Below are 26,777 nucleotides of genomic sequence, written 5' to 3'. Positions count from 1 at the left end.
CCCCGCCGCGGCGGGGCATCCGCATGTACGACAGGGGGCGCGGCTCAGCGCAGGGTGTCCGCCCAGTCCGCCGGGACGCGTCCCTCCGGGCCCGGGGCCGGCTGGTTCGCCGGGTGGCTCTCGGGCGGCGCGAGTTCGGGTCCGGACTCGTAGAACTCGTTCGTGTCGTAGTTCCAGAACCAGCCCTCGCCCGGCTCGTAGCTGCGGATCACCGGGTGCCCGGTGGCCCGGTGGTGGGCGGTGGCGTGCTTGCCGGGGGAGTCGTCGCAGCATCCGATGTGGCCGCAGCGGGCGCAGCGCCGCAGATGGAACCACCAGCCGCCGGCCGCGTCGCACTCGGCACAGCCGGTGCCGCTGGGGGGCACGCTCGGGTCGATTCCGGTGTCACGGGTCATGTCGGCTCCTCGGATGTCGGGCGGTCCTCGGCGGTGAGCGGCGATCCGGCCGCCGTCGGTCCGTCGCCTTCACCGGCGGTCAGCGGCAGCAGCACCTGGAACCGGGTGTCGCCGGGCACCGACTCCACGTGGATGGCACCGTGGTGCTTGTTGGCGACGATCCGCCAGGAGATGTCAAGACCGAGTCCGGTGCCCTGGCCGACCGGCTTGGTGGTGAAGAACGGGTCGAAGATGCGGTCCCGGATCTCCGGCGGCACCCCCGGCCCGGTGTCCCGGAACTCGACCAGCAGCCGGTCGTCGTGGAGCGCGGTCCGCACGGTCAGGGTGCCCTCGCCGCCCGCGCCGTTCATGGCGCACACCGCGTTGTCGATCAGATTGGTCCACACCTGGTTGAGCTCGGCCGGGTAGGCGGGGATCCGCGGCAGCGTACGGTCGTACTCCTTGACGACCTCGATACGCGGACCGATCTTGCCCGACAGCATCAGCAGGGTGCTGTCGAGGAGTTCGTGCACATCGGCGACCTGGTAAGGGGCGCGGTCCAGCTGGGAGTACTGCTTGGCGGCGTCCACGAGACGGGAGATCCGGGTGGTGGAGTCCCCGATCTCGTCCATCAGCAGCTCCGTCTCCACCGTGTAGTTGAGCCACCCCACGGCACCCGGCAGGATCTCCTCGTCGACGGCCGCCGCGACCTGCTCCAGCCAGTCGACGTCGAGGCCCGCCTGCACGAACGTGGGCGCCAGTTGCGGGCCCTGGCCGATGCCGTGGTCCTCCAGCCAGTCGGTGAGGGCGTCCTCGCGGTCGGCGGCCTGGAGCGGGCTGAGATCCGGGGCCTTGGCGACCCGCTCGGCCGTACGCTCCTGGATCTCCATGAGGCTGGTCAACTGGTCCCGGGTGAAGGGTCCTTCGGCGATCACGGCGAGCTTGCGCCGCATCTTGGCCACCCGCTCCCGCAGCGTGGCGGTGGCCCGGACGGCAGCCGCCGCGGGGTTGTTGAGCTCATGGGTCAGTCCGGCGGACAGCGAGCCGAGCGCCAGCAGCCGCTCACGCTGCCCGACGGCCGCCTGGGTGCTCTTCGACCCGAAGAACAGCCCCTCCAGCAGGTGCACCGCCATCGGGAACCATTCCCGCATGATGTCCGCGAACGCGTCGGCGGGCAGCACGAAGAACCGCGTCGGCTCCGTGACCCGCATCGAGTTGATGTAGACCTGCCGCAGCCGGTCCCCGAGGTACGCCTGCATGGCGCCCGAGTACACCCCGCGCTGCGAGGTCCGGGTGACCTCCACGTCGTCGCCGCCGACCCGGCGGGAGAGCACCACCGTGCCCTCGATCATCACGTAGAAGCAGGTGGCCGGCTCGCCCTCGGTGTACACCGGGCCGGGCTCGAACATCTCCACCCGCCCCTCGGCGCACAGCCGGCCCAGCTGCTCGGGCCGGAGCTTCTCGAACAGGAACAGCGAGCCGATCTCACCGGCGCCGCACGGCATCCGCCTGCCGCTCACGACTGCTCCAGGTAACGGTGGACGAGCAACACGGCCATGGCTCCCTCTCCGACGGCGGACGCGACCCGCTTGGCGGACTCCGCCCGCGCGTCACCGGCGACGAACACGCCGGGCACGTTGGTCTCCAGGTGGTACGGCGGCCGGTCCAGCTCCCACCCCGGGGGCGGCCGGCCGTCGGCGGTGAGGTCGGGCCCGGACAGGATGAACCCGCGCCCGTCCCGCAGCACCGTGCCGTCCAGCCAGTCGGTCCGCGGCGCCGCGCCGATGAAGACGAACATCCACTGCGTGTCGACGAGTTCGGTCTCCCCGGTGGCCGTGTCGCGCAGGGCCAGCTTCTCCAGGTGGTCCGAGCCGTGCGCGGCGTCCACGACGGTCCCCGTGCGCACCGTGATGTTGGAGGCCTCTTCGATCTGCTGGATCAGGTAGTACGACATCGACGCCGCCAGCGACGCCCCGCGCACCAGCAGGGTCACCGACTTCGCGCCCCGGGACAGGTACATCGCGGCCTGCCCCGCGGAGTTGGCGCCGCCGACGATGTAGACGTCCTGCCCCTGGCAGGCGGGCGCCTCGGTCAGCGCCGAACCGTAGAACACCCCGCACCCGGTCAGCTCCTCCACGCCGGGCGCCGGAAGCTGCCGGTAGGACACGCCCGTCGCCAGGATCACGCTGTGCGCGGCGACCGCCGAACCGTCGGAGAACCGCACGGTCCGCGCCGCGCCGCAGATCTCCAGGCCGGTCACCTCGCGCGCGGTCAGGATCTCCGCGCCGAACCTCGTCGCCTGCCGGCGGGCCCGGTCGGTGAGCTGGGCGCCGGAGACTCCGTCCGGGAACCCGAGGTAGTTCTCGATCCGGGAGCTCTGCCCCGCCTGCCCGCCGGTCGCCGAGCGCTCCACGAGCACCGTCCGCAGCCCCTCGGAGGCCCCGTAGACGGCCGCGCCGAGCCCGGCCGGGCCGCCGCCGACCACCACCAGGTCGTAGAAGTCGGCCGCAGGTGTCGTCGCGAGCCCCACGTGGGCCGCGAGCTCGGCCGGCTCCGGTTCGAGCAGCGGGGTGCCGTCCGGGGTGACCACCAGCGGCAGCCGCTGACCGTCCTGCCCGGCCGCGGCCAGCAGCCGCCTGCCCTCCGGTTCGTCCGAGGAGTACCAGCGATACGGCACCTGGTTGCGGGCCAGGAACTCCCGCACCTGGGAGGACCGCGCCGACCAGCGGTGCCCGACCACCTTCGTGCTCGGCACCGGCCGGTAGTCGCCGGCCCGCCAGACCTGGAGCAGATCGTCCAGGACCGGGTACAGCTTCTCCTCGGGCGGGTCCCAGGGTTTGAGGAGGTAGTGGTCGAGGTCGACGACGTTGATCGCGTCGATCGCCGCGTCGGTGTCCGCGTACGCGGTCAGCAGCACCCGCCGGGCACCGGGGTGGATGTCCAGGGCGCGTTCGAGGAACTCGATGCCGTTCATCCGCGGCATGCGGAAGTCGGCCAGGATGACGGCCACGGGGTCGCCGCGCAGCTTCAGCTCGCTCAGCGCGTCCAGCGCGGACTCGCCGGACTCCGCGCGCACGATCCGGTACGACCCGCCGTAGCGGCGCCTGAGGTCACGGGCGACGGCGCGGGAGACCCCCGGATCGTCGTCCACGGTCATGATGACGGTCCGCGCCTGCTCCACGGCCTGTGTCATGCGGTTGTCACCCCGTGTGCTCGGATCGGCTGCCCGGTGCGCCCCCGTCGTCACCACGCCGGCTCCTGCCCATCGTATGTGCGGCCGTCCCGCTTCGCCCGGGTACGCGGGAAGCGACATCCGCGGCCGCCCGCTTCGGTGATCGACCGGTAGGGGAGACTGGCACCGAGTACGGCACACCACACAGGGAGGCACACGGCATGACGCGCCCGATCACGGCAGGGGTGGACGGATCGGAGGAGAGCCTCGCCGCACTGGCGTGGGCCGCTCGGGAGGCAGAGCGCCGCGGGCTGCCGCTGCGCGTGGTGCGGGCCTGGCGCCACGAGGTGCACGACGCCTTCGACGTGGGCGACCGGGACACCCAGCTCCAGTGGGTGCGCGAGTCGGTCGGCGGGGCCGTCCGGACCGTCACCGAGCGCCACCCGGGCCTGACCGTGACCGCCGACGCCGCGGAGGACGACGCCGTGCCGGCCCTGCTCGGCGCCGCTGCGGAGTCGGAGGCGCTGGTGCTCGGCTCGCGCGGACGGGGCGCCCTCGTCGGGTTCCTGGTCGGCTCCGTCGGACAGCAGGTGATCGCCGGGACCGAACGGCCCGTCGTCCTGGTGCGCGCCGGGGACCAACCCTCCGTCGAGGCCGCGGGCCGGGAGGTCGTCGTGGGCCAGCAGGGTGCCCCCGAGGACAGCGCCGCGGCCCTGGCCTTCGCGTTCGAGACCGCCGCCGCACGCGGCGCCGGGGTGCGGGCGGTACGCGCCTGGACGCTGCCGCCGGTGTTCGCCTACAGCCCCGGCTCGCTCAAGCTGCTCGACGAGGCCGGCGGCCTGGAACCGTACGAGCGGAAGGCGCTGTCCGCGGCGCTCCAGCCGTGGCGGGAGCGCTTCCCGGACGTCCCCGTCGTCGAGCACGTGGAGATGGGCAGCGCGGGCCAGGTGCTGCTGGCCGCGGCCGAGCACGCCCAGCTGCTGGTCGTGGGGCGCCGGGCGCGCCGTACGGCGGTGGGCGCGCGGATCGGCTCCGTCGCGAGCGGGATGCTGCACCACGCCGGCTGCCCGGTGGCCGTCGTCCCGCACCCGTGAGTCACCCGGGCGTCGCGTCCGGCGCCTGGCGTGCCCCGGGCAGGACGTTCCTGACGTAGTCCCGCACCGCGGTGTCGAGGCCGATGTCGTGCTGCGCCCGCTCGGACAGGTACCAGCGGTGCTCCAGCAGCTCGTGGTACAGCTCGGCCGGGTCCATGGTGCCGCGCAGCTCGCCCGGCACCGCCCGCACGGTGGGGCGGAACACCTCCCGCACCCAGCGGTGCGCCAGCACCTCCGGGCGGGCGGCGAGCGCATGCCCGCCGCCCGGCCCGGGCCGGGTGCCGCCCGGCGCGTAGTCGTCCTGGGTGGCCATCCAGCTCTCCAGGTCGGTCAGCAGCCGCCGGGCCTGGTTCTCCTCGGTGTCCAGGCCGGTCAGGCGCAGCAACTGCCGCTGGTGGTGGCCGGCGTCGACGACCTTGGGCACGAAGGTGACCGTGTCGCCGGTGGCGGAACTCTCGATCTGCATCTCGGCCACGTCGAAGCCGAGGTCGTTGAGCCGTCTGATCCGGCGCTCGATGTAGTGGTACTTGCCCGCCGGGTAGACCGAGGTGCGGGTCAGCTCCTGCCAAAGGCCGCGGTAGCGGGCGCAGATCTCGGCGCCGAACTCGACCGGGTCCACCGAGGGGTGCAGCGCCCCGGAGGCCTCCAGGTCCAGCAGCTCGCCGCTGATGTTGACGCGGGCCAGGTCGAGGTCGTACTCCCGCTGTCCGGGGCTCAGCCGCCGGTGCAGCTCGCCGGTCTCGGCGTCCACGAGGTAGGCGGCGTACGCGCCGGCGTCGCGCCGGAACAGCGTGTTGGACAGCGAGCAGTCGCCCCAGGCGAACCCGGCCAGGTGCAGCCGCACCAGCAGGACGGCCAGGGCGTCCATCAGGCGGTGCATCGTGGCCGGGCGCAGGGTGGTCTCGAACATCGAGCGGTACGGCATCGACCCGCCCAGGTGCCGGGTGATCAGCACCGGCTCCAGCGGCTCGCCCGCGCGGTCGGTGCGGCCGGTGACCACGGCCAGCGCGTCCACCGCGGGGATGCCGAGCCGGTCCAGGTCGCGCAGCAGCTCGTACTCGCGCAGCGCGGGGCGTTCGGCGAGTTCCTTGACGGCGACCACCTCGTCGCCGGCGCGGGCGTAGCGCACCACGTGCCGGGAGATGCCGCGCGGCAGTGGCACGAGGTACTCCTCGGGCCACTCCTCCAGTGGGGTCCGCCACGGCAGTTCGAGCAGGAGCGCGGGGTGCTCCGGGTTGGTGGCACTGATCTGCAAGCCCATGGCACGAACCCTAGTGCTGCGACCGGTGAGGTTCACCGGCTCGCGGCGCCCGGCACGGCACCTCGCGGCGTTGTCGCATCACCGAGTACATCCGGTACGCGGGCGGTGCTCCGCCTTGCGATGCTCCCCCACGGCCTGAACGGCGTGGGAGGTACCCCCAGCACCGGACGCCGCGAGCTTCCCGGCAAACCTTTCCGGCCGCAGCACTAGAGGGCGCGTTCCCGCGCCTTCAGCGCCGCCTGCGGCAGCGGACCGCGCAGCACGGGGCCGTGCCCGGGCAGCAGCAGGTCTCCATCGAGGCGTTCGAGTCTGCCCAACGAGGCCAGCGCCTGGGCGCGTTGGTGGTGGAACATGTCGGGCAGCAGTTGCGGACCGGCCAGGCGTGAGGTGGGGTGGCCGCTCACCAGGGCGTCGCCGGAGACCAGTACGCCGGTGCCGGGGAGGTGGAACGCGGTGTGGCCCTGGGTGTGGCCGGGCGTGTGCACGGGCACGGGCCGCCCCGGCAGGTCCAGCGGGCCGGCGGCCGGGAACGGCTCGGGCGCGGCGACCGGGACGTGCGCGGTGCCGCCGAGGCGCAGCGCGTGCACCGCCCAGGGCAGCACACCGGGCCGCCAGCCGTTGCGCAGCACCTGCCCGACGGTCACCTGGTGCAGGAACTCCCGCCGTGCGTGCGGCAGTTCGGCCTCGTGCAGATGCACCGGGGTGCCGTAAGCGCCGCGCAGGTACTCGGCGTTGCCCAGGTGGTCGTTGTGCGCGTGCGTGATCAGCACGGCCGCCACCGCCTGGGGCGAACTTCCCACCGCCGCCAGCGAGTCGAGCAGCCGCTGCCGGTCGCCGGGGTAGCCGGTGTCGATCAGTGTGGCGGCGTCGCCCTCGGTCAGGATCACCCAGTTCGTGTTGCTGCCGTGCACCAGATAGGTGCCGTCGGCGACCTGCTGCACGTCCGCGCGCATCGCTCTCCTCGTGTCCCGGGCGGCTGTCCGACGCGGCAGCCCACCAGATGCGTCCCAGGGTAGAGCGAAGGGCGGGCGCGCACGGAGTTCCGGTGGCCTGCGGCTGCGGCCGGCCTTGCCACTCACTCTCGACGGTTGAGTCACTCCAGTGCGTGACGGGATCGACGAGAGTGGACGTGTGCGCGATCGGCAGGAGCGGACCGTCGGTGGCGTCGGTACGCATGGCCCGCCGGCTCGGGCCGCGCCGTGAAGGCGGGCGGGGTGCCGTGCGTCAACTGAGTCGCTGACACTCCCGTCGAACTCGGCCCGGGCGCAGCGCCGTCTGGCATACTTTCCTTATTGCGCAAGTGAGCGATCGTTGGGGTCTGTTCGTTCCCTGCGCGCACCGACGTTGTTCCGGAGGCGGGGCGGTCACTCCCTCGCAAGGAGGTCTCAGCCATGCCTGTCTCGCCACGGTCTCGCTTCGCCCGGGCCCTCGCCGTCTTGGGCGTGACAGCTCTTGTCGGGCTCGCCACGCCGGCTTTCGGCGTGCCGGCGGCCGCGGACACCGGCACGGGGGCCGTGGCGGAAGCCTTCAAGAAGGGACCGGTGTACGTGGATCCGCGAGCTGCGGGGCAGTTGCCGAAGTCCGCGGCCGACAAGCTGGCTGCGAAGATCGAGGCCGCGGACAAGCCGGTCCTCGTGGCGGTACTGCCCCGGTCCTCCGATTACCCGCAGGCGTCCCTGATGCGGGACGTGCGTTCACTCACTGGCATCAACGGGGTGTACGCGGTGCGCCTGGGCGAGTTGTTCAACGCCAGGGCGGACCATCAGGTGATGTCGCAGAGCGCCGTCGACAACCTGCGGGGAGCGGTGCAGCGTTCCTACGCCTCGGACACGGAGGCGCAGTTGAACGTGTTCGTCGACCAGGCCGTCAAGCAGGCGCAGGGGCACGCCCCCGCGTCCTGGCAGGACAGTGGTGAGGGCGGCCCCGGCAGCGGCGGGTTGATGGTCGGCGGCCTGCTCGCGGCCGGGGCGGCCGGGGGCGGATACGCGCTGTACCGGCGGGCGAAGAAGCGGCGGGAGGCCGAGCAAAGGGAGTTGGAGGCGCTGCGGGTGGTGGTGGACGAGGACATCACCGCCTTCGGCGAGGAACTGGACCGGCTGGCCTTCTCCCCGTCCGAGCCAGGGGCCACCGACGAGATGCGCAACGACTATTCCCACGCCCTCGACGCCTATGAGCTGGCCAAACAGCAGATGTCCGCTGCGGCCAGGCCTCAGGACGTGCAGCCGGTGACCGCTACGCTGGCCGACGGCCGCTTCGCCCTGGCCACCTTGGCCGCCCGCCGCGATGGAACGCCGCTGCCCGAGCGTCGTGTCCCCTGCTTCTTCGACCCCCGTCACGGCCCCTCGGCCGACGATGTGAACTGGTGCCCGCCCGGCGGCGCGCCGCGGATGGTCCCCGCCTGCGCGGAGGACGCCGCACGGGTCATTCGGGGTGGGCAGCCGATGACGCGGATGGTCGACACCGGCCACGGGTCCCAGCCGTACTGGAACGCCGGTCCGGCGTACGCGCCTTGGGCGGGCGGCTACTTCGGCGGCGCGGGCGCGGTGGTCGGCGGCCTGCTTGCCGGCACGCTGCTGGGCAGCCTGCTCAGCGCGCCGTCCGCCTTCGCCGGCTCCGGTGACGGCGTCTCGTCTGCTCCCGATCTGCCGGACGGCGGCGAGTTCTCCGGCGCGGACTTCAGAGCCTCCGACTTCGCGGGGGGATTCGACGGTGGCTTCGGGTCGGACGGCGGGGGTGACTTCGGCGGCGACTGGGGGTGATCTCCCGGGTGGCGGCCGGACGCAGGCGTCCTCGGGGAACAGGCAGCCGATTGCCCGGCAGGGAAACAAGGCGAGAGAGCCGGAGGGGGAGAGCCGTGCGGGACACGACCACGGCGGAGGTTTTGCTGGAAGAACTGGCCAGGGGGTGTCCGCTGCCACCGGAGGAGCAGGTCCGGGCCACCTACCGGCCGGTCGAGGTGTGTGACGGGACCGGGTGGACGTGGCCCGGCACCGTCACCGGATGGTGGACCAGTCCTGAGGGGAACACCACGTGCTGGCTGAGGCTGTCGGGGTGCGCCTCTCCGCGCTGGGTGGTCTTCGACTCCGACCGGATCGCCCTGCTGGTCCAGGGCGGCACATGACACCTTCGTCACTGGAAGGCGGCGAGTTCTGGCGGTCTGCCGGTCGAAGGAGTACCGGTGGGCCGTGTCCGGATCCCGCAGGGGCTTTGCGGGCCCGGCGGCCCGGAAAGCCGGTTGAGACACGGCCCCGCCTTGCGGAAGGGTCTGTGGGCATGGAGTTCTTCTGCTACCACCGTGACCGGCCCGGCTCCCTGGCGTTGCGCCACGAGAAACTGGAGGAGCACTGGTCCTACATGGACCGGTACGCGAAGGAGATGATCGCCCGCGGCCCGACGTTCGCCGACGACGGCGAAACACCCACCGGCAGCGTGCACATCCTCGACCTGCCGGATCCCGCAGCCGCCCGCGCGTTCGCCTTCGACGAGCCCAACTACCAGGCCGGCGTCTACCGGGACGTACTGCTGCTCCGGTGGCGCAACGCGCTCGGCCGCACGATGTGGGACTTCCCCGGCGGCCGGGACGGCGGCAACCGCCACCTCGTGCTCGGCCTCGGCACGGATCAGGCCGCCGACGTTCCGACCGCACCGCCCGACCGGGACGAGCTGATCGCTTACGGACCGCTGCTGTCCGACGACGGAGCCGTTCGGCTGGGCACGGCGGCCCTGGTCCGGGCACCGGATCCGGACACGGCACGAGCCGTCCTGGCCCCGGCCCGGTACGCGGACGTCGAGGTCCACACCTGGCGGTTCGGCGGCCGGCCGTCCTGAACCGGCGAGGCACCGGGCCGACGGCACCACGCCGCTGATTGTTCCTGCGGCCACGACGTGCGCCCCGCCCCGTTACGGGTACTCGGGAAAGCCGTCGCAGAGCCGCAGGCACGATCCGTCAGGAGCAGTGATGGCTGACTTCGGGTACTTTCTGTCGTCCGAGGAGCACAACCCCGCGGAGCTCGTCGAACAGGCCAGGATGGCCGAGCAGGCCGGTTTCACTTCCTTGTGGATCTCGGACCACTACCACCCGTGGAACGACCACCAGGGACAGAGCCCGTTCGTGTGGTCGGTGGTGGGAGCCCTCTCGCAGGCCGTCTCCCTGCCGGTGGAGACGGCGGTGACCTGCCCGCTGGTGCGCACCCATCCCGTCGTGATCGCGCAGGCGGCCGCCACCAGCGCCGTACAGCTCGGTGGCCGGTTCCGGCTGGGGGTCGGTACCGGCGAGGCACTCAACGAGCACATCCTGGGCGGCCCGTGGCCCGAGGCCTCGGTGCGCCTGGAAATGCTGGAGGAGGCGCTCCAGATCATCCGGAAACTGTTCACCGGCGAGCAGATCAGCCATCGCGGCAAGCACTACACCGTGGAGAACGCCCGCCTGTACACCCTGCCCGAGCAGCCGGTGCCGATCGACGTCTCCGCCTTCGGCCCGCAGGCGGCCGAGGCCGCCGCGCGGATCGGGGACGGGCTGATCACGATGATTCCCGACACCGCGCTGGTCGAGCGTTTCCGGCGCGGTGGCGGCGGCGCCAACCCGGTGTACGGCGGGCTCAAGGTGTGCTGGGGCACGGACAAGCAGGAGGCGGTCCGTACCGCGCACCGTCTCTGGGCCACCGAACAGCTCCCCGGGGAACTCGCGCAGATCCTGCCCACCCCGCGTCACTTCGAGCAGGCGTCCCAACTGGTCACCGAGGATCGGGTGGCGGCCGCCGTACCGTGCGGCGACGACCCGGACGCGCACATCGAGGCGCTGAACGCGTACGTCGAGGCCGGATTCGACGCGGTGCACGTCAGCCAGATCGGCAAGGACCAGCAGGGCTTCTTCGACTTCTACCGCACCAAGGTCCTCCCGCGGCTGCGCGACTGACCGCGGACACGAGGTGGCGGTCGCGGTGACCGGGGCCGGAGGGCGGGGGAGACGGCGGAACGGGCGCGCGCTCATCGTGATCGACATGATCAACACGTACGACCACGAGGACGCCGAGCTGCTCGTCCCTTCCGCCCGCCGGGTGGTTCCCGTCGTGGCGCGCCTGATCGAGCGGGCCCGCGCCGCGGACGTGCCGGTGATCTACGCCAATGACAACTTCGGGCTGTGGCGCTCCCACCACGGAGAGCTGGTGGAGACCGCGCTGGCCCGGTCGCACGCCGAACTGGTCGAACCGATACGGCCCGACGACGACTCGCTGTTCGTGATCAAGGCCCGCCACTCCGTCTTCTACGAGACACCCATGTCCTACCTGCTGTGGCAACTGGACATCGGGAACGTGGTGTTGTGCGGCCAGGTCACCGAGCAGTGCGTCCTCTACTCCGCCCTGGACGCGCACATCCGTCACCTGTCGGTCACGGTGCCGAGGGACGCCGTCGCGTCCATCCATCCCCATCTCGAGGCGGCCGCCCTGGAGATGATGGAGCGCAACATGGGCGCCAGGATCGTCACGGCCGGCGAAGTGGACTTCACGGCACCATGACGCCGTCGCGTCCGGTGCGCGTTCAGGACTGGGCGGCGAGCGCGGCGCACAGCACCGCGATGCCGAGGGCGAGCCAGGCCAGGTAGTCGCCGAGGCGTCCCGAATGCAGACGGCGCAGCGCCCGGACGGCCCGGGCGGCGGGGTGCCGCTCCGACAGCCGCGGCGCGCGCCGGTGGACGGCGGCGACGGCAAGCGCGACGGCGATGCCCGTGGACAGCAGCCCGAGTGCGGCGCCGGTGGCGGTCCAGGCGGCGGCCGGTGCGTGGCCGGCGGGCGCCGCGCCCCGGTGGGTGAGGACGGCGGCGGCATAGCGGGCGCGGTCGGTGAAGACGGCGGCTCCGGGCGCGAGGGCGGAGGCGATCACGGGCACGCAGCCGAGCGTCGCGGCGAGCACGAGGAGGGCGGCGGGGACGAGGGTCATGGCAGGCGGCAGAGTGCGCCGCGGGGCCCGGATCTCGGGTTCCTCGCCCTCGCCGGTCGTCTCCTGTTCGCCGGGCCGGCTGCGCGGTACCGGGCCGGCGCCCCAGAAGACCCGCAGGCCCGCGCGGAGCACCGCGGCGCCGGTGACCGCGGAGGCGGCGACGAACACGGCGGGCAGCCACGGCTGCCAGTGTCCCGCGGCGTCCTCGGCGAGGGCCTTGCCCAGGCCGGTGCCGAACGGCGGCAGCCCGGCCAGGGCGAGGGCGCCGGCCGCGAACAGCACACCCGCCGGGCGCAGGGCACGGGCCTTGCCGTGCAGACCGTGCTCGTCGACCGAGCCGTAGCGGTCCAGCAGTACCCCGGTCAGTCCGAACAGCGCCGCCTTGACGCAGCCGTGGGCGGCGACGTACAGCGCGGTACCGGCCACCCCGTCCGGGGTGAGCAGGGCGACGCCGATGGTGAACAGGCCGACATGGCTGACGGTGGAGAACGCCAGGAGGCGCTTGAGGTGCCGCTGCTGCCAGCACATCACGGCGCCGACCAGCGCGGACAGCACGCCCAGGGCCACGAAGACCGACCGGAACGCCTGGTGGGGGAGGCCACCGGGGCCGGCGAAGACGGTCCAGTACACGCGGGCGACGCCGTAGACACCGAGTTCGACCATGACGCCGGACATCAGCATGCACACCGGGGTGGGGGCGACCGCGTGGGCGTCCGGCAGCCAGAAGTGGAACGGCACCGCCGCGGCCTTCACCAGCAGGGCGGTGGCGACGAGGACGAACGCGACGACGGTCAGTACGTCGGTGGGGTGGCCGGCGAGCCGCTCGCCGAGGCGGGCGAGGTTCAACTCGCCGGTGCGGGCGTAGAGGAGGCCGATGCCGAGCAGGGAGCAGTAGGCGGCGAACGAGGTGACGATGCCGAAGGTGAGGGCGCCCTGGAGGGGGCGGGGATCCTCGATGTGGTAGCCGGTCAGCGCGTACGCGGCCGCTCCCATGAGTTCGAAGAAGACGAAGGCGTTGAACAGGTCGCCGGTGAGCGCGAAACCGGCCATGCCGGCCTCGAACAGCAGGATCAGGGCGGGGAAGATGCCGGCGTGATGGCCCTTGGGTTCGTCGAAGTACCGCCACGAGTAGACCAGGACGGCGAGTACGAGCACGGCGACCAGCAGGGCCAGCCCGGCGCCGATCCGGTCGGCGGCGAGCACGATGCCGAGCCGGGCCGGCCAGCCGCCCAGGTCCGAGGTGGCGAGCCCGCCGCCGCGCCCCCACAGCAGGGCGAGGCAGACCACCTCGGCGGCCGCGGCCGCCGTCGCCAGGACGTCGCAGCCCAGGCGGGGCAGGACGCGGCCGGCGACGGCGAGGAGGGTGGAACCGAGCAGGGGGACGGCCACGGCCAGGGGCAGGAGGTCGGCTGCGGTCATCAGATCTCCTTCGTGGATACCCCGGCCTTCAGGCCGGGGAGGAAACGAACCCCTGCAGAGCAGGGCAGGGAAAGCCGGTTCGCCGTCAGGCGGACCGGCATCTCACCCTCAACTGCCCTGCTCACGAACTGATTGTGTAAAAATGTGAGCTGTGGCCACTCACGTGAAGCGGGCATACAAGTACCGCTTCTATCCGACGGATGCGCAGGCGGCAGAGCTGTCGCGCACCTTCGGCTGCGTGCGGAAGGTCTACGACCTGGCACTTCAGGCCCGGACCGAGGCATGGGTACTGCGTCAGGAACGAATCAACTACAACACCACCTCGGCCATGCTGACGGCGTGGAAGAAGACCGAGGAACTGGCGTACCTGGGCGACGTTTCGTCTGTTCCCCTTCAGCGGGCCCTGCGGCACTTGCAGACAGCCTTCACCCACTTCTTCGGCAAGCGAGCGAAGTACCCGCGCTTCAAGTCGAAGAAGAAGTCCCGGAGGTCTGCCGAGTACACCATCAGTGCGTTCCGCTTCCGTGACGGGAAGCTGACCCTGGCGAAGATGGCGGAGCCACTGGACATCGTGTGGTCGCGCCCTCTGCCGGCGGGTGCGCAGCCGTCGACCGTGACCGTGTCGCGGGATGCGGCCGGACGCTGGTTCGTCTCGATGCTGGTCGAAGACCAGACCGTCAAGCCGCTCTCTGCTGCTGGTGCGGCGGTCGGCGTGGACGCCGGCCTGGATCACCTGCTGACTCTCTCGACCGGGGAGAAGGTTGCCAACCCTCGGCACGAGCGTCGGGACCGGGCCCGCCTGGCCCGCGCCCAGCGGGAGCTGTCCCGGAAGGTCAAGGGCTCGGCCAACCGTGCCAAGGCCCGTCTGAAGGTCGCCCGTATCCACACGCGGATCGCCGACCGGCGCCGGGACGGACTCCACAAGCTCACCACCCGACTCGTTCGTGAGAACCAAACGATCGTGATCGAGGACCTGACCGTCCGCAATCTGCTGAAGAACGGCAAGCTCGCCCGCGCCATCAGCGATGCATCGTGGACGGAACTGCGATCGATGCTTGAGTACAAGGCCCACTGGTACGGCCGCGAAGTGATCGCGGTCGACCGCTGGTTCCCGTCCTCCAAGCTGTGCTCGAACTGCGGCACGCTGCAGAGCACGATGCCCCTGCATGTCCGCACCTGGACGTGCGACTGCGGCACGACCCACGACCGGGACGTGAACGCAGCGAAGAACCTCTTGGCCGCCGGGCTGGCGGTGTCGGCCTGTGGAGCCGGTGTAAGACCTCAACGGAGCACTCCGGACGGGCAACTGGCTGTGAAGCAGGAAACCCAGCGGGCGACCGCTGGAACCTCTCGCCCTTAGGCGGGAGAGGAAGCCAAGGTCACCCTTTGAGGCCGGTGAGGGCCTGCGGGTCGACGGTGTGGTGGCGCTTGCGCAGCTGGATGGTCAGCGCGAGCAGCAGTGCGGTGACGGTCGCGCCGACGACGACGTCCGTCAGCGCCAGCGCCTGGACGACCGGGTCGACGACGGGGCGCGAGCCGGGAGTGACGTCGGAGTAGACGGGGGCGGTCGCGCCGCGGCGGTAGCCGACGGCCAGGAGCAGCAGATAGGTGGAGGACTGGGCGACGGCGAGGCAGCCGATGGCGTGGATGAGGTCGCGGCTGGTGACCAGCCCGTAGAGGGCGATGAGCAGGACCCATCCGGCGGCCAGGTAGGGCCAGATCCCCACTAGCGGTCTCCCTTGTCGTCGGTGTTCGCGGCGCGGGCGCCGCCGGTGTCGTGGCCGGGGTCGGTGAGTTCGACGGCCTGGTCGAGGAAGTGGGCGAGCAGGGCGATCAGCCCGGAGGCGACCTCGACGCCGACCGCTGCGTTGAGCACCGGGACGGCACCGCCGGAGGTGATCCGGTTGAACGTGCCCAGCGGCAGGACGTTCTTCAGGAACGCGCCGCCCGCGACCAGGCCGGCCAGGCCGACGAGGCTGAAGGACGCGGCGGCCAGCGAGTCCGTCACGTCCAGGACGGCCAGCGGCCTCAGCCGCTTCAGAGCGCGGTAGTCGGCGGCGACGTAGGCCAGGTGCAGGGCGGTGGCCAGCACGACGCCGCCCTGGAAGCCACCGCCGGGGCTGAGCTGGCCGTGCGCGACGATGTACACGCCCACGACCAGGGTGACCGGCAGCAGCAGGGTGCCGAACAGGCGGGTGCTGGGCATGACGTACTGGGCCCCGGCGCGCCGGTGGCGTTCGTCGCGGGCCCGGCGCAGCAGCAGCGTGGCCCCGAGGACGGTGCCGAAGAGGATGGACTCCTCGCCGAGGGTGTCGAAGGCGCGGATGTCGAAGTTCACGGACGAGACGACGTTGGCCGTGCGGTGGGCGAGTGCCGCCGCCACCGCCCGGTCGCCGTAGGGGTGGTGGGCCGATCCGAACGGCGGGAGCCGGGTGCAGGCGGCGGCGAAGAAGGCGGCGATCGCCGCGGCGGCGACCAGGAACACGGCCAGCCGGGCGCGCGCCGTCACTTCTGCTCCTCGCCGTCGCCGTCGGTGGTGCGGTCGTCGGCGCCGCTGGGCCTGCGGGTGACCTTGCGGACGGTGAGGAGGATCAGCAGCGGGGTCAGCGCGGTGCCGACGGCCAGTTGGGACAGGGCCACGTCGGGGGCCTGAAGCACCGCGAACAGCACCGCCAGGCCAAGACCCAGCGCGGACAGGACGACGGCCTGGCGGGCCGGGTCCCGGGTGAGGACCGCCGCGGTCGCGGCGAGGACGACGAACGCGAGGGCGGCGTCGATCAGCCATTCGTTCACGTGCCCTCCCCCTCCTCGGCCTGCTGGGAGGCGCGGCCCACGGCGATGGTGGTGACCGTCCCACCGGCGGCGAAGAGCAGACCGATGAACAGCGTCTTGACCGCGGCCCGGCCCACCCCCTGGTCGACGGCCACGGCCAGGGCGATCAGCGGGATCCCCGCGCAGGAGGGCGGGGCCAGGGCGTGCAGCCGCATCAGCGTTCCGCGCAGCCGCAGCACCGCGACGGCGGAGAGCAGCATGCACCCCACCCCGGCCCACAGCAGCACGAGCACGGTCACATGGCGCGGTGTCATGGGCACTCCCTGGCGCGCCCCCGTCCGTGCGCCGGCCGGGCGCGGTGTCGTCATGTCTCGGTGCTGGAATCGTGTGTCGGGTGTGTGTCGTGGCGGCGGCCCGCCACGAAGCGGGTGAAGACGAGGGTGCCGGCGGGGGCCAGGACGGCGAGCGTCAGCGCGAGGTCCTGGTAGGCGGGCCGGCCGTAGCCCTGGGGCAGGAGGAGGAATACCGCGCCCACCGTGGCCGACAGCAGCGAGATCCCGGCGAGACGGCGCACCGCGGTGCCGCGGGCCACCACCCACAGGTACGGCGGGACCGTGACGACCAGCAGGACCAGCGCGGCCGCCGTCCAGGCGTTCACCGCCTCCCGCCCGTCCGGGCCACCGCCGCCTCGACCGGTCCCGCGTCCGGACGCAGGGCGTGCACCAGCACCACGTCGTCGCGTGGGATGCCGATCACGCAGGTGTCCGGTGCCGTGGCGATCAGCGTGCCGGCCCACGCGGCATGGGCCCCCGGCCGCAGCCTCACGCGCCGCACGGCCGCGTCCCCCGGACGCGTGGCGACGGAGGACACCAGGACGGCCAGGCCGCGTGCGACCGCGTACGGCAGCGGGACGGCGGCGCGGGCCGCGCGGCGGGCCCCCGTGACGTGCACGCCGGTGGCGAGCCGCATCCGCCGCGCCGCGGACGCCCCGCCCAGTGAGGCCAGGCCGGCCACCGTCAGTTCCACGGGCGACACGGAGCTGACCGACACCACCGTCACGCCGGTCAGCACACCGAACCACACCACGATCTCAACCGTCGCAGCCCACATCGGACCTCCTCGCGCCCAGGCCATTGTTCGACCGCGGGCGGCCCGGAGACGCCGCAGCGACCGGTGGCGTGTCCCGGGCATCACCCGTACGGCTCTGTGCCGCCGAGCGGCCCGGAGTCAGTCGGGCGGCTCGGGAGGGCGGGGCCGACCGGGCTCGGGCGGTGCGGGCTCCGGGCCGGGCTCGGCGGGACGGGGCGGTGCGGGCGGCTCGGGCGGCGGTACGGGCGTGCCGGGCGGCGCCGGCGGGTCATGGGGGACGGGCGGATCGGCGGCAGAGACCATGATCGCGGGCTCCTAGCGTCCGAGGGCGTCTTCGAGCTGCGCCTTGTTCATCTTCGAGCGGCCGTGGATGCCGCGCTGCCTGGCCTCGTTGTACAGCTGGTCGTAGGTGGGACCCTGGGCGCCGCTGTGGGAACGCTGCCCGCCGCGGCGGGAGGAGGACATGTCCTCGACCGAGGTCCGGCTGGCGGTCCTCGACTCCCCGTGCCGGGCGCGTTCCTTGTTCACGGTCCGCGCGGCGATCTCCTCGGCGCGTTCCTCCTTCTCACCGCGTTCCAGCGCGCTGTCCTTGATGTGTTCGTACTGTCGTTCCCGCTTGGGGCTCGATCCGCGGGGCATGGTCACACACTCCTGTCCTGTGCTCGGGGGGCTCGGGTGCCCCGCATCCGTGTCGCGAACCCGGCACCGAGGCGGGTTACGGCCGATGTCGCGCGTCACGCACCGTCCGCGGGAGCCCCGACGCCGCGCGCGGCCCGCTGCTGGACGCTGTGGGTCCGGGCGTCGCCGCCGTGACGTGAGCACGGCTCACGGGCCCGACTGACCGCGGGCGCCACGGTGAAACCTCGCACCCTCCCGGCACCGGCGCCGGAGGTGCCTCCATGACCCTTTCGATACAACGGTGTATCGGATACATTCGCGTATCGAACGGAGGTCCGGCATGGCGGTCGAGGGCACGGAAAGGCGCGTCACCAGGCGTCGGCAGCGGACGCGGGCCAACCTGCTCGACGCCGCCTTCACGGTGTTCGCCGCCAAGGGTTTCGGCCGGGTGTCGATCGAGGAGGTCTGCGAGGCCGCCGGCTACAGCAGGGGCGCCTTCTACTCCAACTTCGACACCCTCGACGAGCTGTTCTTCGCCCTGTACCGGGAGCGGGCCGAGCTGATCGCCGACCAGGTGACCGGGGCGCTCGCCCTCGACGGTCCGGACCTCGACGTGCCCGCCGCCGTCGACCGGGTCACCGACGTGCTGCTGCTGGACCTGGACTGGCTCCTGGTCAAGACGGACTTCCTGGCGCACGCCGCCCGCGACGCGGCCGTGGCGCGGACGCTGCTGGAGCACCGCGCGCTGCTGCGCCGGGCCGTCGCCGACCGGCTCGCCCGCGCCCGCACCCCCCTGCCCGCCGTCCTCGGCGACGCCGACGGCGCCGCGCACGCGGTCGTCGCCGCGTACGACGGGGTCACCACCCGACTGCTGCTGGACAAGGACGTCGAGGGCGCCCGCGCCTGGCTCGGACAGCTGCTCACCGCGCTGCTCACCGACGGCGGCACCGCACGCGCATCACAAGAAGACTGACGGAAAGCAAGAGCACCAAGAGATCCAAGAGATCCAAGAAAACCTCGGAAACCGAGGAAGGGGACGGTCGCCATGGACGCCGACGTCATCGTCGTCGGAGCGGGCCTCGCGGGCCTGGTCGCCGCGCACGAACTGACCAGCCGGGGCCGCAGGGTCGCCCTCGTCGACCAGGAGAACGCCGCCAACCTCGGCGGGCAGGCGTACTGGTCCTTCGGCGGGCTGTTCCTCGTCGACACCCCGCAGCAGCGCAGGCTCGGCGTCAAGGACTCCTTCGAGCTGGCCTGGAACGACTGGCAGGGCAGCGCGCGGTTCGACCGGCTGGACGACGAGGACTCCTGGGCGGTGCGCTGGGCGCGCGCCTACGTCGAGTTCGCCGCGGGGGAGAAGCGCTCCTGGCTGGAAGGGCACGGCATCACGCTGCTGCCCACGGTCGGCTGGGCCGAGCGCGGCGATCTGCGCGCCGACGGCCACGGCAACTCCGTACCCCGCTTCCACATCGCCTGGGGCACCGGCACGGGCGTCGTGGAACCCTTCGCCGCGTACGCCCTCCAGGCCGCGCGCGACGGCCTGCTCACCTTCCACCACCGCCACCGGGTCGATGAACTCGTCGTCCAGGACGGCGCGGCGCGCGGAGTGCGGGGCGCGGTCCTCGCCGCGGACGACGCGCCCCGCGGCGTCGCCTCCAACCGCGAGGAGACCGGCGCCTTCGAACTCACCGCGCAGGCCGTCGTCCTCACCACCGGCGGCATCGGCGCCGGCCACGACCTCGTCCGCCGCTACTGGCCCGAGCGCCTCGGCACCCCGCCGTCGCGGATGGTCACCGGCGTCCCGGCGTACGTCGACGGCCGGATGCTGGACATCAGCGCCGAGGCCGGCGTACGGCTCGTCAACCGGGACCGCATGTGGCACTACACCGAGGGCCTGCGGAACTGGAACCCGATCTGGCCCGGCCACGGCATCCGCATCCTGCCCGGCCCGTCCTCAATATGGCTGGACGCCCTCGGCCGCCGGCTGCCCGACCCCTGCCTGCCCGGCTACGACACGCTCAGCACCCTCAGACACCTGCGCACCACCGAGGACATCGCCGGGTACGACCACTCCTGGTTCGTGCTGACCCGCAGGATCGTCGAGAAGGAGTTCGCCCTGTCGGGCTCCGAGCAGAACCCCGACATCACGGCCAAGGACCGCAAGGCGGTGCTGCGCGACCGGCTGCTCGGCAAGGGGGCACCCGGACCCGTACGGGACTTCCTGCGGCACGGCGAGGACTTCCTGATCGCCGACACCCTGGAGCAACTGGTCGAGAAGATGAACCAGTCGACCGACAAGCCCCTCCTCGACGCCGCCGAAGTGCGGCGCCGGATCGAGGCCCGCGACCTCCAGATCGCCAACCCCTACAGCAAGGACACCCAGATCCAGGGCATCCACAACGCCCGTCGCTACATCGGCGACCGCCTCGGCCGGGTGGCCGCCCCGCACCGCGTTCTGGACCCGGCGGCCGGCCCGCTGATCGCCGTCAAGCTGCACATCCTGACCCGCAAGACGCTCGGCGGCATCCAGACCGACCTGGACTCGCGCGCCCTCGGCCGCGACGGGCAGGTGATCGACGGCCTCTACGCGGCCGGCGAGGTCGCCGGCTTCGGCGGCGGCGGCGTCCACGGCTACAACGCCCTGGAGGGCACCTTCCTCGGCGGGTGCCTGTTCTCAGGGCGCGCGGCCGGGCGGGCCGCCGCACGGCAGATCGCCTGAGCGGACTCGCCGCCCGCCCCCCGTGCGACGCGGGGGCGGGCGGGCTCACTTCCCCTTGAGCAGTCCCGCCACCACCGAGGCGTGGCTCTGCTCCGGCACCTTGGAGGCGGTCAGCAGGGTCACCGGACCCCGGCGGGCCAACTTCCGGATGTGGTCGAGCAGTTCGGCCGCCTCCGGCTCGGCCAGCTCGGCCTCGTAACGGCGCTGGAACTCCTCGTAGGACCCTTCGCCGCCGTGGTACCAGTGGCGCAGCTCGGCGGACGGCGTCATGGCCTTCGGCCACTCGTCGATGTGCGCGTCCTCCTTGGAGACCCCGCGCGGCCAGAGCCGGTCGACCAGGACCCGCACGCCGTCGTCGGGCTCGGGCGGATCGTAGATGCGACGCACGCGGACGCTCACGGTGGGGCCTTTCTCGGGTGCGGGCGGTTCCGGAGCGGAGCGTACTGCGGTGCGGCCGGGAGCCGGCCGCACCTCGCGCGCGAGGAGACCCGACATGACCTGAACGGGCCGGACCCGGTCACTGCTCGCGCATGCCCCACGGGGAGCCGTACTCCGTCAGCAGGTCCAGGAAGGGGCGGGCCGGGAACGCCTCGGGGCCCAGGACACCCGCTCCGGACCAGGCGCCGGTGGCCAGCAGTTCCAGGGCGACCACGGGATTGACCGCCGTCTGCCACACCACCGCCTGGCACCCGTACTCGGCCATGGACCACTCGTTGTCGACCACGTGGTACAGGTACACCTCGCGCGGCGCGCCGTCCCGGGTACCGCGTACCCAGGTGCCCGCGCAGGTCTTCCCGCGCATCCGCTCGCCCAGGGTCGCCGGGTCGGGCAGGCAGGCGGCGACGACGTCCCGGGGCGAGACGGCGACCGGCCCGTCCGGGCCCGGGACGGTGACCGGGCCGGTGCGGTCCAGACCCAGCAGGTGCAGCGTCTTGAGGGTGTCGATGAACTCGCGGCCCAGACCGTACTTGAAGGTCACCCGCCGCGCGTCCACCCAGCGCGGGACCAGCAGCACCTCCTCGTGCTCCACGTTCACGCACTCGACCTCGCCGATGCCCTCGGGGAAGTCGAACACCTCCGGCTCGCTGAACGGCTCGGTGGTGAACCAGCCGCGCCCGGCCTCGTACACCACCGGCGGGTTCAGGCACTCCTCGATGGTGGTCCAGATGCTGAAGGACGGCGCGAAGTCGTAGCCGTCGACGGTCAGGTTCGCGCCGTCGCGGACGCCGATCTCCTCGATCTCGTCGAAGAGTTCGTCGGCGGCGTACCGCGCGAACACGTCGGACAGGCCCGGCTCCACCCCCATGCCGACCAGCGCGAGCGCGCCGGCCTTCTCCCAGTCCTCCGCCTGCGCGAACTGCTCGTCGCCCAGTCTGACCCCGCACTCCTCGTACGGCCGCTCCGGGTGCGGCCGGGACAGGGACATCGCCATGTCGAGGTAGCCGGCGCCGGCCGTGCGGGCCGCGCGGAACAGCGGCATCACGAAGCGTGGGTCGGTCGCGTTCAGCAGCACGTCGCAGCGGTGCCGGGCGAGCAGGTCCGCCACCGCCGCCTCGTCGCTGGCGTCGACGCGCTCGGCGACGAACCGGCCGTCGTCGCCGACGGCCGCCACGGCGGACTCGGCCCGCCCGCGGTCGTAGTCAGCGACGACCACCGACTCGAGGAACGGACGACGGGCGGCGATCCGAGTGATGGCGGTACCCACACCGCCGGCGCCCACGAGCAGTACACGCATGACCAGAACTCCCTCTCGGTCTCTGTCCTGACCGTCGATACAACGCCGCGCACCGCGTAAGGTCAATGGCGTTGGCATAAGCCTGCGAGGAGTCCGAGGAGGTCGGGATGCCCAAACCGGTGGTCCCCGAGGAGAAGCGACGGCGGCGCCGCCCCACCCGGAGCGGCACCGTGCTGTCCGAGACACTCATCGTCGACACCGCACTGCGCCTGCTGCGGGAGCACGGCAGCACGGGACTGACCGCCCGCCGCCTCGGCCTGGCGCTCGACTGCGACCCGAGCACCCTCTACCGCTACTTCCGCGGCATGGACGACCTCACCCTGGCGATCGGCGACGCGCTCATCGGCCGGGCGCTGGCCGGCTGGGAACCGACCGGGCGGTGGCGCGCCGACCTGCGCGAGGTGGGCCTGCGCATCCACTCCGCGTACGTCGCGCATCCGCAGGCCGCGGTGGTGACCGCCAACCGCGTCTCCGGTCGGGCCAACGAACTGGCCGCTGACGAGGCTGTCTTGGGCGTGCTGCGGCGGGCCGGCTTCCCGCTGCCCGACACGGTGCGGATCTACCACGCCTTCGTCGACCAGACCCTCGCCTTCGCCGCGCTCGACGCCGCCTCCCTTGCCCTGCCGAGCGCCGCCCTGCGCGCCGACGAGGAGATGTGGCACTCGACCTACGCCCGGCTGCCCGCCACCACGCATCCGCGCATCGCCGAGGCGGCGCGCCTGCTCGCCACCCGCATGGTCACCAGCGCCTACCCGACCGCCCTGGACATGCTGCTCGACAGCGCGGCGGTCCAGCTGGAGCGCGTACGCGGCAGCGGTCCGGATCCGGGCGGTCCGCGAGCCCGGCCGGTGCTGCGACACTGAACACCGCACCGATAGATGTAACGAGCAACCAGGAAGCCCGTGGACACCAGCGAGAGCACCGACAGCAGCACGCCACCGCACGGTGACGCCCCCGGCCCGTCCAGGGCCGGCCGGCGTGGCTGGCGCCGCTGGGCCATGGACACCCGGCCGCTGCGCCGCCCCGCCTTCCGACGGCTGTGGTCCTCGACCATCGTCACCGCGGTCGGCAGCCAGCTCACCGCCGTCGCCGTGCCCAAGCAGATCTACGACATCACCGGCTCCTCGGCCTGGGTCGGCTACGCCAGCCTTGCCGGCCTGGTCCCGATGGTGGTGTTCGCGCTGTGGGGCGGCGCGGTCGCCGACACGATGGACCGCCGCAAACTGCTGCTGATCACCAACAGCGGTATCGCCGTCACCTTGGTGCTGTTCTGGTTGCAGGCCGTCGCCCGGTTCGACTCGGTCGTGGTGCTGATGGTGCTGCTCGCCGTGCAGCAGGCCTTCTTCGGGCTGAACTCCCCGGCCCGCAACGCCTCCATCGCCCGGCTGGTCCCGGCCGAGGAACTGCCCGCCGCCAACGCCCTGGGGTCGACCGTCATGCAGACCGGTCTGGTGGCCGGACCGCTGCTGGCCGGCGCGCTCATCCCCGTCATCGGGCTGCCCGAGCTGTACCTCATCGACGCCGTGGCCCTGTGCGTCACCGTGTGGGCGGTGCTGCGCCTGCCCGCGCTGCCGCCGCTGGCCGGGTCCGCCGTACGCCGCGCGGGGGTGCGGGAGATAGCCGACGGGTTCCGCTACATCTCCGGGCACAAGGTGCTGCTGCTGTCGTTCCTCGCCGACATCATCGCCATGGTCTTCGGGATGCCCCGCGCCCTGTTCCCGCAGCTCGCCGCCGAGACGTACGCCCCCTACGGCGAGGGACTCGCGCTCGGCCTGCTGTTCGCGGCCATCCCGGTCGGCGCGGTGGTCGGCGGGCTGTTCTCCGGCACCTTCTCCCGGGCGCGCCGGCACGGCTGGATGGTGATCGGCGCGGTCACCGCCTGGGGGGCGGCCGTCACCGGGTTCGGGCTGAGCCGAAGCCTGTGGTTCGCGGTGGTGTTCCTGGCGGCCGCCGGAGTCGCCGACATGGTCTCCATGGTGTTCCGCGGCGCCATCCTGCTGTCCGCCGCCACCGACGAGATGCGCGGCCGTATGCAGGGCGTCTTCACCGTCGTCGTCGCGGGCGGCCCGCGGCTGGCGGACGTCATGCACGGCACGGCCGGCTCGGCCTTCGGCCCGCGCGAGGCGGTGGCCGGCGGCGGCCTGCTGGTGGTCGCCCTGATGCTGGGCCTGGCGGCGGCCGTCCCGGCGCTGCGCCGCTACCGGATCTGAGCCACCGGATCCGTCGGCTCAGTGGGAGCGCCGGGGGATGGTGTACTGCTCCAGGAGCTTGCCCCGGGTCAGCTCCAGCCGGTGGGCGAGGATCTCGGCGACGGTCCGCACCAGCGACAGCCCGAGCAGCGGATCCTCCACGGACAGCGCCAGCACCGCCGAGGCGTCGAACTCGTAGGCGCGGACCTGGCTGTACGCCTCCGCCCCGAAGTCCCACTGGTACGGCGGGAACAGCCAGGACCAGCCGAGCAGGTCGCCCGCGCCGAGGGACGCCACCGTCACCTTGCGGGTGGGCGTCACCTGCTGGTCCAGGTGCACGGCGCCGGAGCGGATGACCCAGAAGCGGTCGGCCGTGCCCCCCGCCTCGAAGATCCTCGTGTCCTCGGGGAAGGAGACCTCCCGCGCGACCTCCATCAGGCGCTCGCGTTGTTTCTGGGGGAGGGCGGTCAGCAGTTTTATCGCTTTGGTCATGACCCGAAGCTCCTCGCCGGCGATGGGTTCCGCGCATGTGCCTCCTCCCCATTTCAGCCGTTGCGGGTTCCCAGGGCACCTCGGCGGGGGCGACTTCTCATCTTCTTCCGCCACACGTCCACAGGATCGCCGCGACCGCCAGGGCGGCGGCCCCGGGGCGGCCACGAAACGCCGCCGGGCCGGCGGGCCGAGACCGGCGAGGCCGCCCACGGCGCTGACGATCACCGGCATGCCCGGTGGGTCGGCCCGGTCTCCCTCCGTCGCCCGGCGGACCGCGTACACGGCGAGCACCCCGGTCCGGAGAGCGGAGCGCGCGTCACGAGAACTGCCAGTACCCGGCTCGGGTGGCCGGAACCGGGATTCTTCGCCGGTCTCCGGGCGAGGGCGTGAAAAAGCCCTGGCTGGACGGGGGAGGCCAGCCAGGGCCGTATATGGCGGTGTCGGGGGACGTTTCGAGTCGACCCCGTCGCCGCGTATGGATGAACCGTAAACCATCTTGGGCGGTTCCGCGCAGCCGGAACCGGGTCACGTGAGCGGACTCACTCCAGCCGTCAGTCCCGCTCGGTGTGCCGGCCCGGAGCCAGGATCTCGTCCAGCACCCGCAGGACGGCCTCGTAGGTCAGGACGCGTACGGCCGCCTCGCGCGAGGCGTCCGGATCGGTCGCCCCGAGGATGTCGCGGCGGTCCTGCCACCGGCGCTCCTCCTGCACCGCGCACGCCCTCGCACGCTGGATGCGCCGCAGCAGTTCGTCCGAGTGCACCACATCGGTCATGTCCTCCACCTACCCGCTCCCGCGCGTCGCGATGGCGGCTCGAATCGGCCGTTACGGAGAAGAACTGCGCGAAGCGGAGTTTGTCGCTCCCCCCGCCGGGCAGACGGAACCTCGTGCTTCGGACCGGAGGCGCGTCAGCGGAAGCTGTTCCTGCTGCTCCGGGAGGTCTCCAGGCGGACCGGACGGCACCACTCCTTCCGCGGTCAGTCCCTGAAACACCGTTCAGGAGCCATACCGCATGCTCATCGACATATCGACAAGCCGCCCCGACGCTCCCGCGGACCAGGCGGCTCCCGCCCGCCGGCCGCACGACGACGCCCCCGACACCGCCGCCCTCTTCCAGCGCCTCGCCGCCGCGGAGGACGGCCCGGAACGGGAGGCCGTGCGCGACGAACTCGTCAGCGCGTGGCTGCCCATGGCCCACCGCATCGCCGGCCGCTTCCGCGACCGCGGCGAGTCCATCGAGGACCTGCGGCAGGTGGCGGCACTCGGGCTGGTCAAGGCGATCGACCGGTTCGACCCGGATCGCGGCGCCTTCGAGAGCTACGCCGTGCCGACCATCACCGGAGAGGTCAAGCGGCACTTCCGGGACCGGATGTGGGCGCTTCGGGTGCCCCGCCGCGTCCAGGAACTGCGCAACAAGGTACGGGTCGCGCGCCGCGAACTCACCCAGAACCCCGGCAGCCCCGAACCCTCGGTCGCGGCGATCGCCGCGCACGCCGGGCTGACGGAGGAGGAGGTCAACGCGGGGATGGAGGCGATCGACAGCTTCAGCACCCTGTCCCTGGACGCCGAACTGTCGGCCGGCGGCGACGGCTACAGCCTCGCCGACAGCCTCGGCGCGTCGGACTCCTCCTACGACACCGTCGTCGACCGGGAGTCGGCCAAGGAAGGGCTGCGCCGGCTGCCCGAACGCGAACGCGCCATCCTCTACATGCGCTTTTTTGAGGACATGACACAGAGCCGTATCGCGGACCGGCTCGGCATCTCCCAGATGCACGTCTCCCGGCTCATCAGCCGCAGCTGCGCGCGCGTGCGCGACGAGGTGCTGTCGGAACGGGCGAACCGCGCCGGTGACGGACCGGGACCGGCGACGGAACCCACGACGTGAGGGACCGCCCTCCCCGGCTCGT

General features: G+C 72.5%; 29 protein-coding genes. 12 read left to right on the top strand and 17 right to left on the bottom strand.

Annotated features, from left to right (window positions below; all coding sequences use genetic code 11):
- Positions 1–44 precede the first annotated feature (44 nt).
- From ACWC91_RS15000 to ACWC91_RS14990, 3 genes are read right to left on the bottom strand one after another with little or no spacing between them, the layout of a single operon-like run.
- A complete protein-coding gene (locus ACWC91_RS15000; protein ID WP_225079259.1) occupies positions 45–395 on the bottom strand; it encodes a UBP-type zinc finger domain-containing protein in 351 nt (116 codons plus the stop codon).
- On the bottom strand, positions 392–1,879 hold the full coding sequence (locus ACWC91_RS14995; protein WP_225079305.1) for an ATP-binding protein: 1,488 nt from the start codon (positions 1,877–1,879) through the stop codon (positions 392–394). Before ACWC91_RS14995 ends, ACWC91_RS15000 begins: the two co-directional genes overlap by 4 nt.
- A gap of 11 nt (positions 1,880–1,890) precedes the next feature.
- The gene (locus ACWC91_RS14990; protein ID WP_225079260.1) at positions 1,891–3,567 is read right to left on the bottom strand and encodes an FAD-dependent oxidoreductase; all 1,677 of its coding nucleotides are present in this window, start codon (positions 3,565–3,567) and stop codon (positions 1,891–1,893) included.
- A gap of 200 nt (positions 3,568–3,767) precedes the next feature.
- On the opposite strand from ACWC91_RS14990, the gene ACWC91_RS14985 reads away from it, so the two are divergent.
- A complete protein-coding gene (locus tag ACWC91_RS14985) occupies positions 3,768–4,640 on the top strand; it encodes a universal stress protein (RefSeq protein ID WP_450643779.1) in 873 nt (290 codons plus the stop codon).
- 1 nt (position 4,641) lies between these two features.
- On the opposite strand, the gene ACWC91_RS14980 is transcribed toward ACWC91_RS14985, so the two are convergent.
- A complete protein-coding gene (locus ACWC91_RS14980) occupies positions 4,642–5,901 on the bottom strand; it encodes a DUF4032 domain-containing protein (protein WP_376500663.1) in 1,260 nt (419 codons plus the stop codon).
- 206 nt (positions 5,902–6,107) lie between these two features.
- A complete protein-coding gene (locus tag ACWC91_RS14975) occupies positions 6,108–6,854 on the bottom strand; it encodes an MBL fold metallo-hydrolase (RefSeq protein ID WP_450643778.1) in 747 nt (248 codons plus the stop codon).
- A gap of 438 nt (positions 6,855–7,292) precedes the next feature.
- Between ACWC91_RS14975 and ACWC91_RS14970 the strand changes: the two genes are divergently transcribed.
- The 5 genes from ACWC91_RS14970 to ACWC91_RS14950 all read left to right on the top strand — a co-directional run bounded on the left by ACWC91_RS14970 (position 7,293) and on the right by ACWC91_RS14950 (position 11,417).
- Positions 7,293–8,660: a hypothetical protein gene (locus ACWC91_RS14970; RefSeq protein ID WP_450643777.1), complete on the top strand. Its 1,368-nt coding sequence runs from the start codon at positions 7,293–7,295 to the stop codon at positions 8,658–8,660.
- 95 nt (positions 8,661–8,755) lie between these two features.
- Positions 8,756–9,022, top strand: a complete 267-nt coding sequence (locus ACWC91_RS14965) for a hypothetical protein (RefSeq protein WP_225079265.1) — start codon at positions 8,756–8,758, stop codon at positions 9,020–9,022.
- 152 nt (positions 9,023–9,174) lie between these two features.
- Entirely contained in the window at positions 9,175–9,729 is a 555-nt protein-coding gene (locus ACWC91_RS14960) for a YciI family protein (protein ID WP_225079266.1), read from the top strand.
- A gap of 130 nt (positions 9,730–9,859) precedes the next feature.
- The gene (locus tag ACWC91_RS14955) at positions 9,860–10,816 is read left to right on the top strand and encodes an LLM class F420-dependent oxidoreductase (RefSeq protein ID WP_450643776.1); all 957 of its coding nucleotides are present in this window, start codon (positions 9,860–9,862) and stop codon (positions 10,814–10,816) included.
- Positions 10,817–10,841: 25 nt separating this feature from the next.
- On the top strand, positions 10,842–11,417 hold the full coding sequence (locus ACWC91_RS14950; RefSeq protein WP_281157355.1) for a cysteine hydrolase family protein: 576 nt from the start codon (positions 10,842–10,844) through the stop codon (positions 11,415–11,417).
- Positions 11,418–11,439: 22 nt separating this feature from the next.
- Here the strand turns inward: ACWC91_RS14950 and ACWC91_RS14945 are convergent, their stop codons facing one another.
- On the bottom strand, positions 11,440–13,257 hold the full coding sequence (locus ACWC91_RS14945; protein ID WP_450725921.1) for a complex I subunit 5 family protein: 1,818 nt from the start codon (positions 13,255–13,257) through the stop codon (positions 11,440–11,442).
- Between the two features lie 151 nt (positions 13,258–13,408).
- Here ACWC91_RS14945 and ACWC91_RS14940 point away from each other — a divergent pair, with 151 nt between their 5' ends.
- Positions 13,409–14,617, top strand: a complete 1,209-nt coding sequence (locus ACWC91_RS14940; protein ID WP_450643774.1) for an RNA-guided endonuclease InsQ/TnpB family protein — start codon at positions 13,409–13,411, stop codon at positions 14,615–14,617.
- Between the two features lie 19 nt (positions 14,618–14,636).
- Here the strand turns inward: ACWC91_RS14940 and ACWC91_RS14935 are convergent, their stop codons facing one another.
- From ACWC91_RS14935 to ACWC91_RS14905, 7 genes are all read right to left on the bottom strand, one after another.
- The gene (locus ACWC91_RS14935) at positions 14,637–14,984 is read right to left on the bottom strand and encodes a sodium:proton antiporter (protein WP_225079270.1); all 348 of its coding nucleotides are present in this window, start codon (positions 14,982–14,984) and stop codon (positions 14,637–14,639) included.
- The gene (locus ACWC91_RS14930; protein ID WP_281156649.1) at positions 14,984–15,766 is read right to left on the bottom strand and encodes an MnhB domain-containing protein; all 783 of its coding nucleotides are present in this window, start codon (positions 15,764–15,766) and stop codon (positions 14,984–14,986) included. The genes ACWC91_RS14935 and ACWC91_RS14930 overlap by 1 nt, the downstream gene beginning before the upstream one ends.
- Entirely contained in the window at positions 15,763–16,050 is a 288-nt protein-coding gene (locus ACWC91_RS14925; RefSeq protein ID WP_225079272.1) for a Na(+)/H(+) antiporter subunit B, read from the bottom strand. The genes ACWC91_RS14930 and ACWC91_RS14925 overlap by 4 nt, the downstream gene beginning before the upstream one ends.
- A complete protein-coding gene (locus ACWC91_RS14920) occupies positions 16,047–16,343 on the bottom strand; it encodes a cation:proton antiporter (RefSeq protein ID WP_225079273.1) in 297 nt (98 codons plus the stop codon). Before ACWC91_RS14920 ends, ACWC91_RS14925 begins: the two co-directional genes overlap by 4 nt.
- A gap of 50 nt (positions 16,344–16,393) precedes the next feature.
- On the bottom strand, positions 16,394–16,687 hold the full coding sequence (locus tag ACWC91_RS14915) for a monovalent cation/H+ antiporter complex subunit F (protein WP_225079274.1): 294 nt from the start codon (positions 16,685–16,687) through the stop codon (positions 16,394–16,396).
- Entirely contained in the window at positions 16,684–17,139 is a 456-nt protein-coding gene (locus ACWC91_RS14910) for a hypothetical protein (protein ID WP_450643773.1), read from the bottom strand. The genes ACWC91_RS14915 and ACWC91_RS14910 overlap by 4 nt, the downstream gene beginning before the upstream one ends.
- 294 nt (positions 17,140–17,433) lie before the next feature.
- Positions 17,434–17,757 (bottom strand): plasmid stabilization protein, encoded by a 324-nt coding sequence (locus tag ACWC91_RS14905; protein WP_225079276.1) that lies wholly within the window; start codon positions 17,755–17,757, stop codon positions 17,434–17,436.
- 319 nt (positions 17,758–18,076) lie between these two features.
- Here ACWC91_RS14905 and ACWC91_RS14900 point away from each other — a divergent pair, with 319 nt between their 5' ends.
- Both ACWC91_RS14900 and ACWC91_RS14895 read left to right on the top strand, forming a co-directional pair.
- Entirely contained in the window at positions 18,077–18,709 is a 633-nt protein-coding gene (locus ACWC91_RS14900) for a TetR/AcrR family transcriptional regulator (protein ID WP_225079277.1), read from the top strand.
- A 72-nt stretch (positions 18,710–18,781) separates the two neighbouring features.
- Positions 18,782–20,455 (top strand): FAD-binding dehydrogenase, encoded by a 1,674-nt coding sequence (locus ACWC91_RS14895; RefSeq protein WP_450642708.1) that lies wholly within the window; start codon positions 18,782–18,784, stop codon positions 20,453–20,455.
- 45 nt (positions 20,456–20,500) lie between these two features.
- On the opposite strand, the gene ACWC91_RS14890 is transcribed toward ACWC91_RS14895, so the two are convergent.
- Positions 20,501–20,854, bottom strand: a complete 354-nt coding sequence (locus tag ACWC91_RS14890; RefSeq protein ID WP_450642709.1) for a DUF488 domain-containing protein — start codon at positions 20,852–20,854, stop codon at positions 20,501–20,503.
- 118 nt (positions 20,855–20,972) lie between these two features.
- A complete protein-coding gene (locus ACWC91_RS14885) occupies positions 20,973–22,190 on the bottom strand; it encodes a saccharopine dehydrogenase family protein (RefSeq protein WP_225079280.1) in 1,218 nt (405 codons plus the stop codon).
- 107 nt (positions 22,191–22,297) lie between these two features.
- Here ACWC91_RS14885 and ACWC91_RS14880 point away from each other — a divergent pair, with 107 nt between their 5' ends.
- Together ACWC91_RS14880 and ACWC91_RS14875 are read left to right on the top strand one after the other, a co-directional pair.
- Positions 22,298–23,053 carry a TetR/AcrR family transcriptional regulator gene (locus ACWC91_RS14880; RefSeq protein ID WP_225079281.1) on the top strand — a complete coding sequence of 252 codons (756 nt, stop codon included), beginning with the start codon at positions 22,298–22,300 and terminating at the stop codon, positions 23,051–23,053.
- Positions 23,054–23,092: 39 nt separating this feature from the next.
- Positions 23,093–24,400: an MFS transporter gene (locus ACWC91_RS14875; RefSeq protein WP_450642710.1), complete on the top strand. Its 1,308-nt coding sequence runs from the start codon at positions 23,093–23,095 to the stop codon at positions 24,398–24,400.
- An 18-nt stretch (positions 24,401–24,418) separates the two neighbouring features.
- On the opposite strand, the gene ACWC91_RS14870 is transcribed toward ACWC91_RS14875, so the two are convergent.
- On the bottom strand, positions 24,419–24,871 hold the full coding sequence (locus ACWC91_RS14870) for a cyclic nucleotide-binding domain-containing protein (RefSeq protein ID WP_141364455.1): 453 nt from the start codon (positions 24,869–24,871) through the stop codon (positions 24,419–24,421).
- Between the two features lie 551 nt (positions 24,872–25,422).
- Positions 25,423–25,644, bottom strand: coding sequence for a 3-deoxy-D-manno-octulosonic acid transferase (locus ACWC91_RS14865; RefSeq protein ID WP_225079283.1), 222 nt, complete (start codon positions 25,642–25,644; stop codon positions 25,423–25,425).
- 238 nt (positions 25,645–25,882) lie between these two features.
- Between ACWC91_RS14865 and ACWC91_RS14860 the strand changes: the two genes are divergently transcribed.
- Entirely contained in the window at positions 25,883–26,755 is an 873-nt protein-coding gene (locus tag ACWC91_RS14860) for a SigB/SigF/SigG family RNA polymerase sigma factor (protein ID WP_225079284.1), read from the top strand.
- Positions 26,756–26,777 lie beyond the last annotated feature (22 nt).

This window comes from Streptomyces sp. NPDC001204, from assembly GCF_053598035.1.
The sequence above is the reverse complement of the archived record's forward strand: the minus strand, read 5'-3'. Positions and strand labels throughout refer to the sequence as shown.

Bases quoted from the DNA above. Each gene is read 5' to 3' on its own strand.
- ACWC91_RS14895 (WP_450642708.1), top strand. From the start codon at position 18,782: ATGGACGCCGACGTCATCGTCGTCGGAGCGGGCCTCGCGGGCCTGGTC.
- ACWC91_RS14905 (WP_225079276.1), bottom strand. From the start codon at position 17,757: ATGCCCCGCGGATCGAGCCCCAAGCGGGAACGACAGTACGAACACATC.
- ACWC91_RS14980 (WP_376500663.1), bottom strand. From the start codon at position 5,901: ATGGGCTTGCAGATCAGTGCCACCAACCCGGAGCACCCCGCGCTCCTG.
- ACWC91_RS14970 (WP_450643777.1), top strand. From the start codon at position 7,293: ATGCCTGTCTCGCCACGGTCTCGCTTCGCCCGGGCCCTCGCCGTCTTG.
- ACWC91_RS14920 (WP_225079273.1), bottom strand. From the start codon at position 16,343: ATGACACCGCGCCATGTGACCGTGCTCGTGCTGCTGTGGGCCGGGGTG.
- ACWC91_RS14985 (WP_450643779.1), top strand. From the start codon at position 3,768: ATGACGCGCCCGATCACGGCAGGGGTGGACGGATCGGAGGAGAGCCTC.
- ACWC91_RS14860 (WP_225079284.1), top strand. From the start codon at position 25,883: ATGCTCATCGACATATCGACAAGCCGCCCCGACGCTCCCGCGGACCAG.
- ACWC91_RS14955 (WP_450643776.1), top strand. From the start codon at position 9,860: ATGGCTGACTTCGGGTACTTTCTGTCGTCCGAGGAGCACAACCCCGCG.
- ACWC91_RS14990 (WP_225079260.1), bottom strand. From the start codon at position 3,567: ATGACACAGGCCGTGGAGCAGGCGCGGACCGTCATCATGACCGTGGAC.
- ACWC91_RS14975 (WP_450643778.1), bottom strand. From the start codon at position 6,854: ATGCGCGCGGACGTGCAGCAGGTCGCCGACGGCACCTATCTGGTGCAC.
- ACWC91_RS14880 (WP_225079281.1), top strand. From the start codon at position 22,298: ATGCCCAAACCGGTGGTCCCCGAGGAGAAGCGACGGCGGCGCCGCCCC.
- ACWC91_RS14960 (WP_225079266.1), top strand. From the start codon at position 9,175: ATGGAGTTCTTCTGCTACCACCGTGACCGGCCCGGCTCCCTGGCGTTG.
- ACWC91_RS14885 (WP_225079280.1), bottom strand. From the start codon at position 22,190: ATGCGTGTACTGCTCGTGGGCGCCGGCGGTGTGGGTACCGCCATCACT.
- ACWC91_RS14865 (WP_225079283.1), bottom strand. From the start codon at position 25,644: ATGACCGATGTGGTGCACTCGGACGAACTGCTGCGGCGCATCCAGCGT.
- ACWC91_RS14910 (WP_450643773.1), bottom strand. From the start codon at position 17,139: ATGTGGGCTGCGACGGTTGAGATCGTGGTGTGGTTCGGTGTGCTGACC.
- ACWC91_RS14945 (WP_450725921.1), bottom strand. From the start codon at position 13,257: ATGACCGCAGCCGACCTCCTGCCCCTGGCCGTGGCCGTCCCCCTGCTC.
- ACWC91_RS15000 (WP_225079259.1), bottom strand. From the start codon at position 395: ATGACCCGTGACACCGGAATCGACCCGAGCGTGCCCCCCAGCGGCACC.
- ACWC91_RS14870 (WP_141364455.1), bottom strand. From the start codon at position 24,871: ATGACCAAAGCGATAAAACTGCTGACCGCCCTCCCCCAGAAACAACGC.
- ACWC91_RS14995 (WP_225079305.1), bottom strand. From the start codon at position 1,879: ATGCCGTGCGGCGCCGGTGAGATCGGCTCGCTGTTCCTGTTCGAGAAG.
- ACWC91_RS14900 (WP_225079277.1), top strand. From the start codon at position 18,077: ATGGCGGTCGAGGGCACGGAAAGGCGCGTCACCAGGCGTCGGCAGCGG.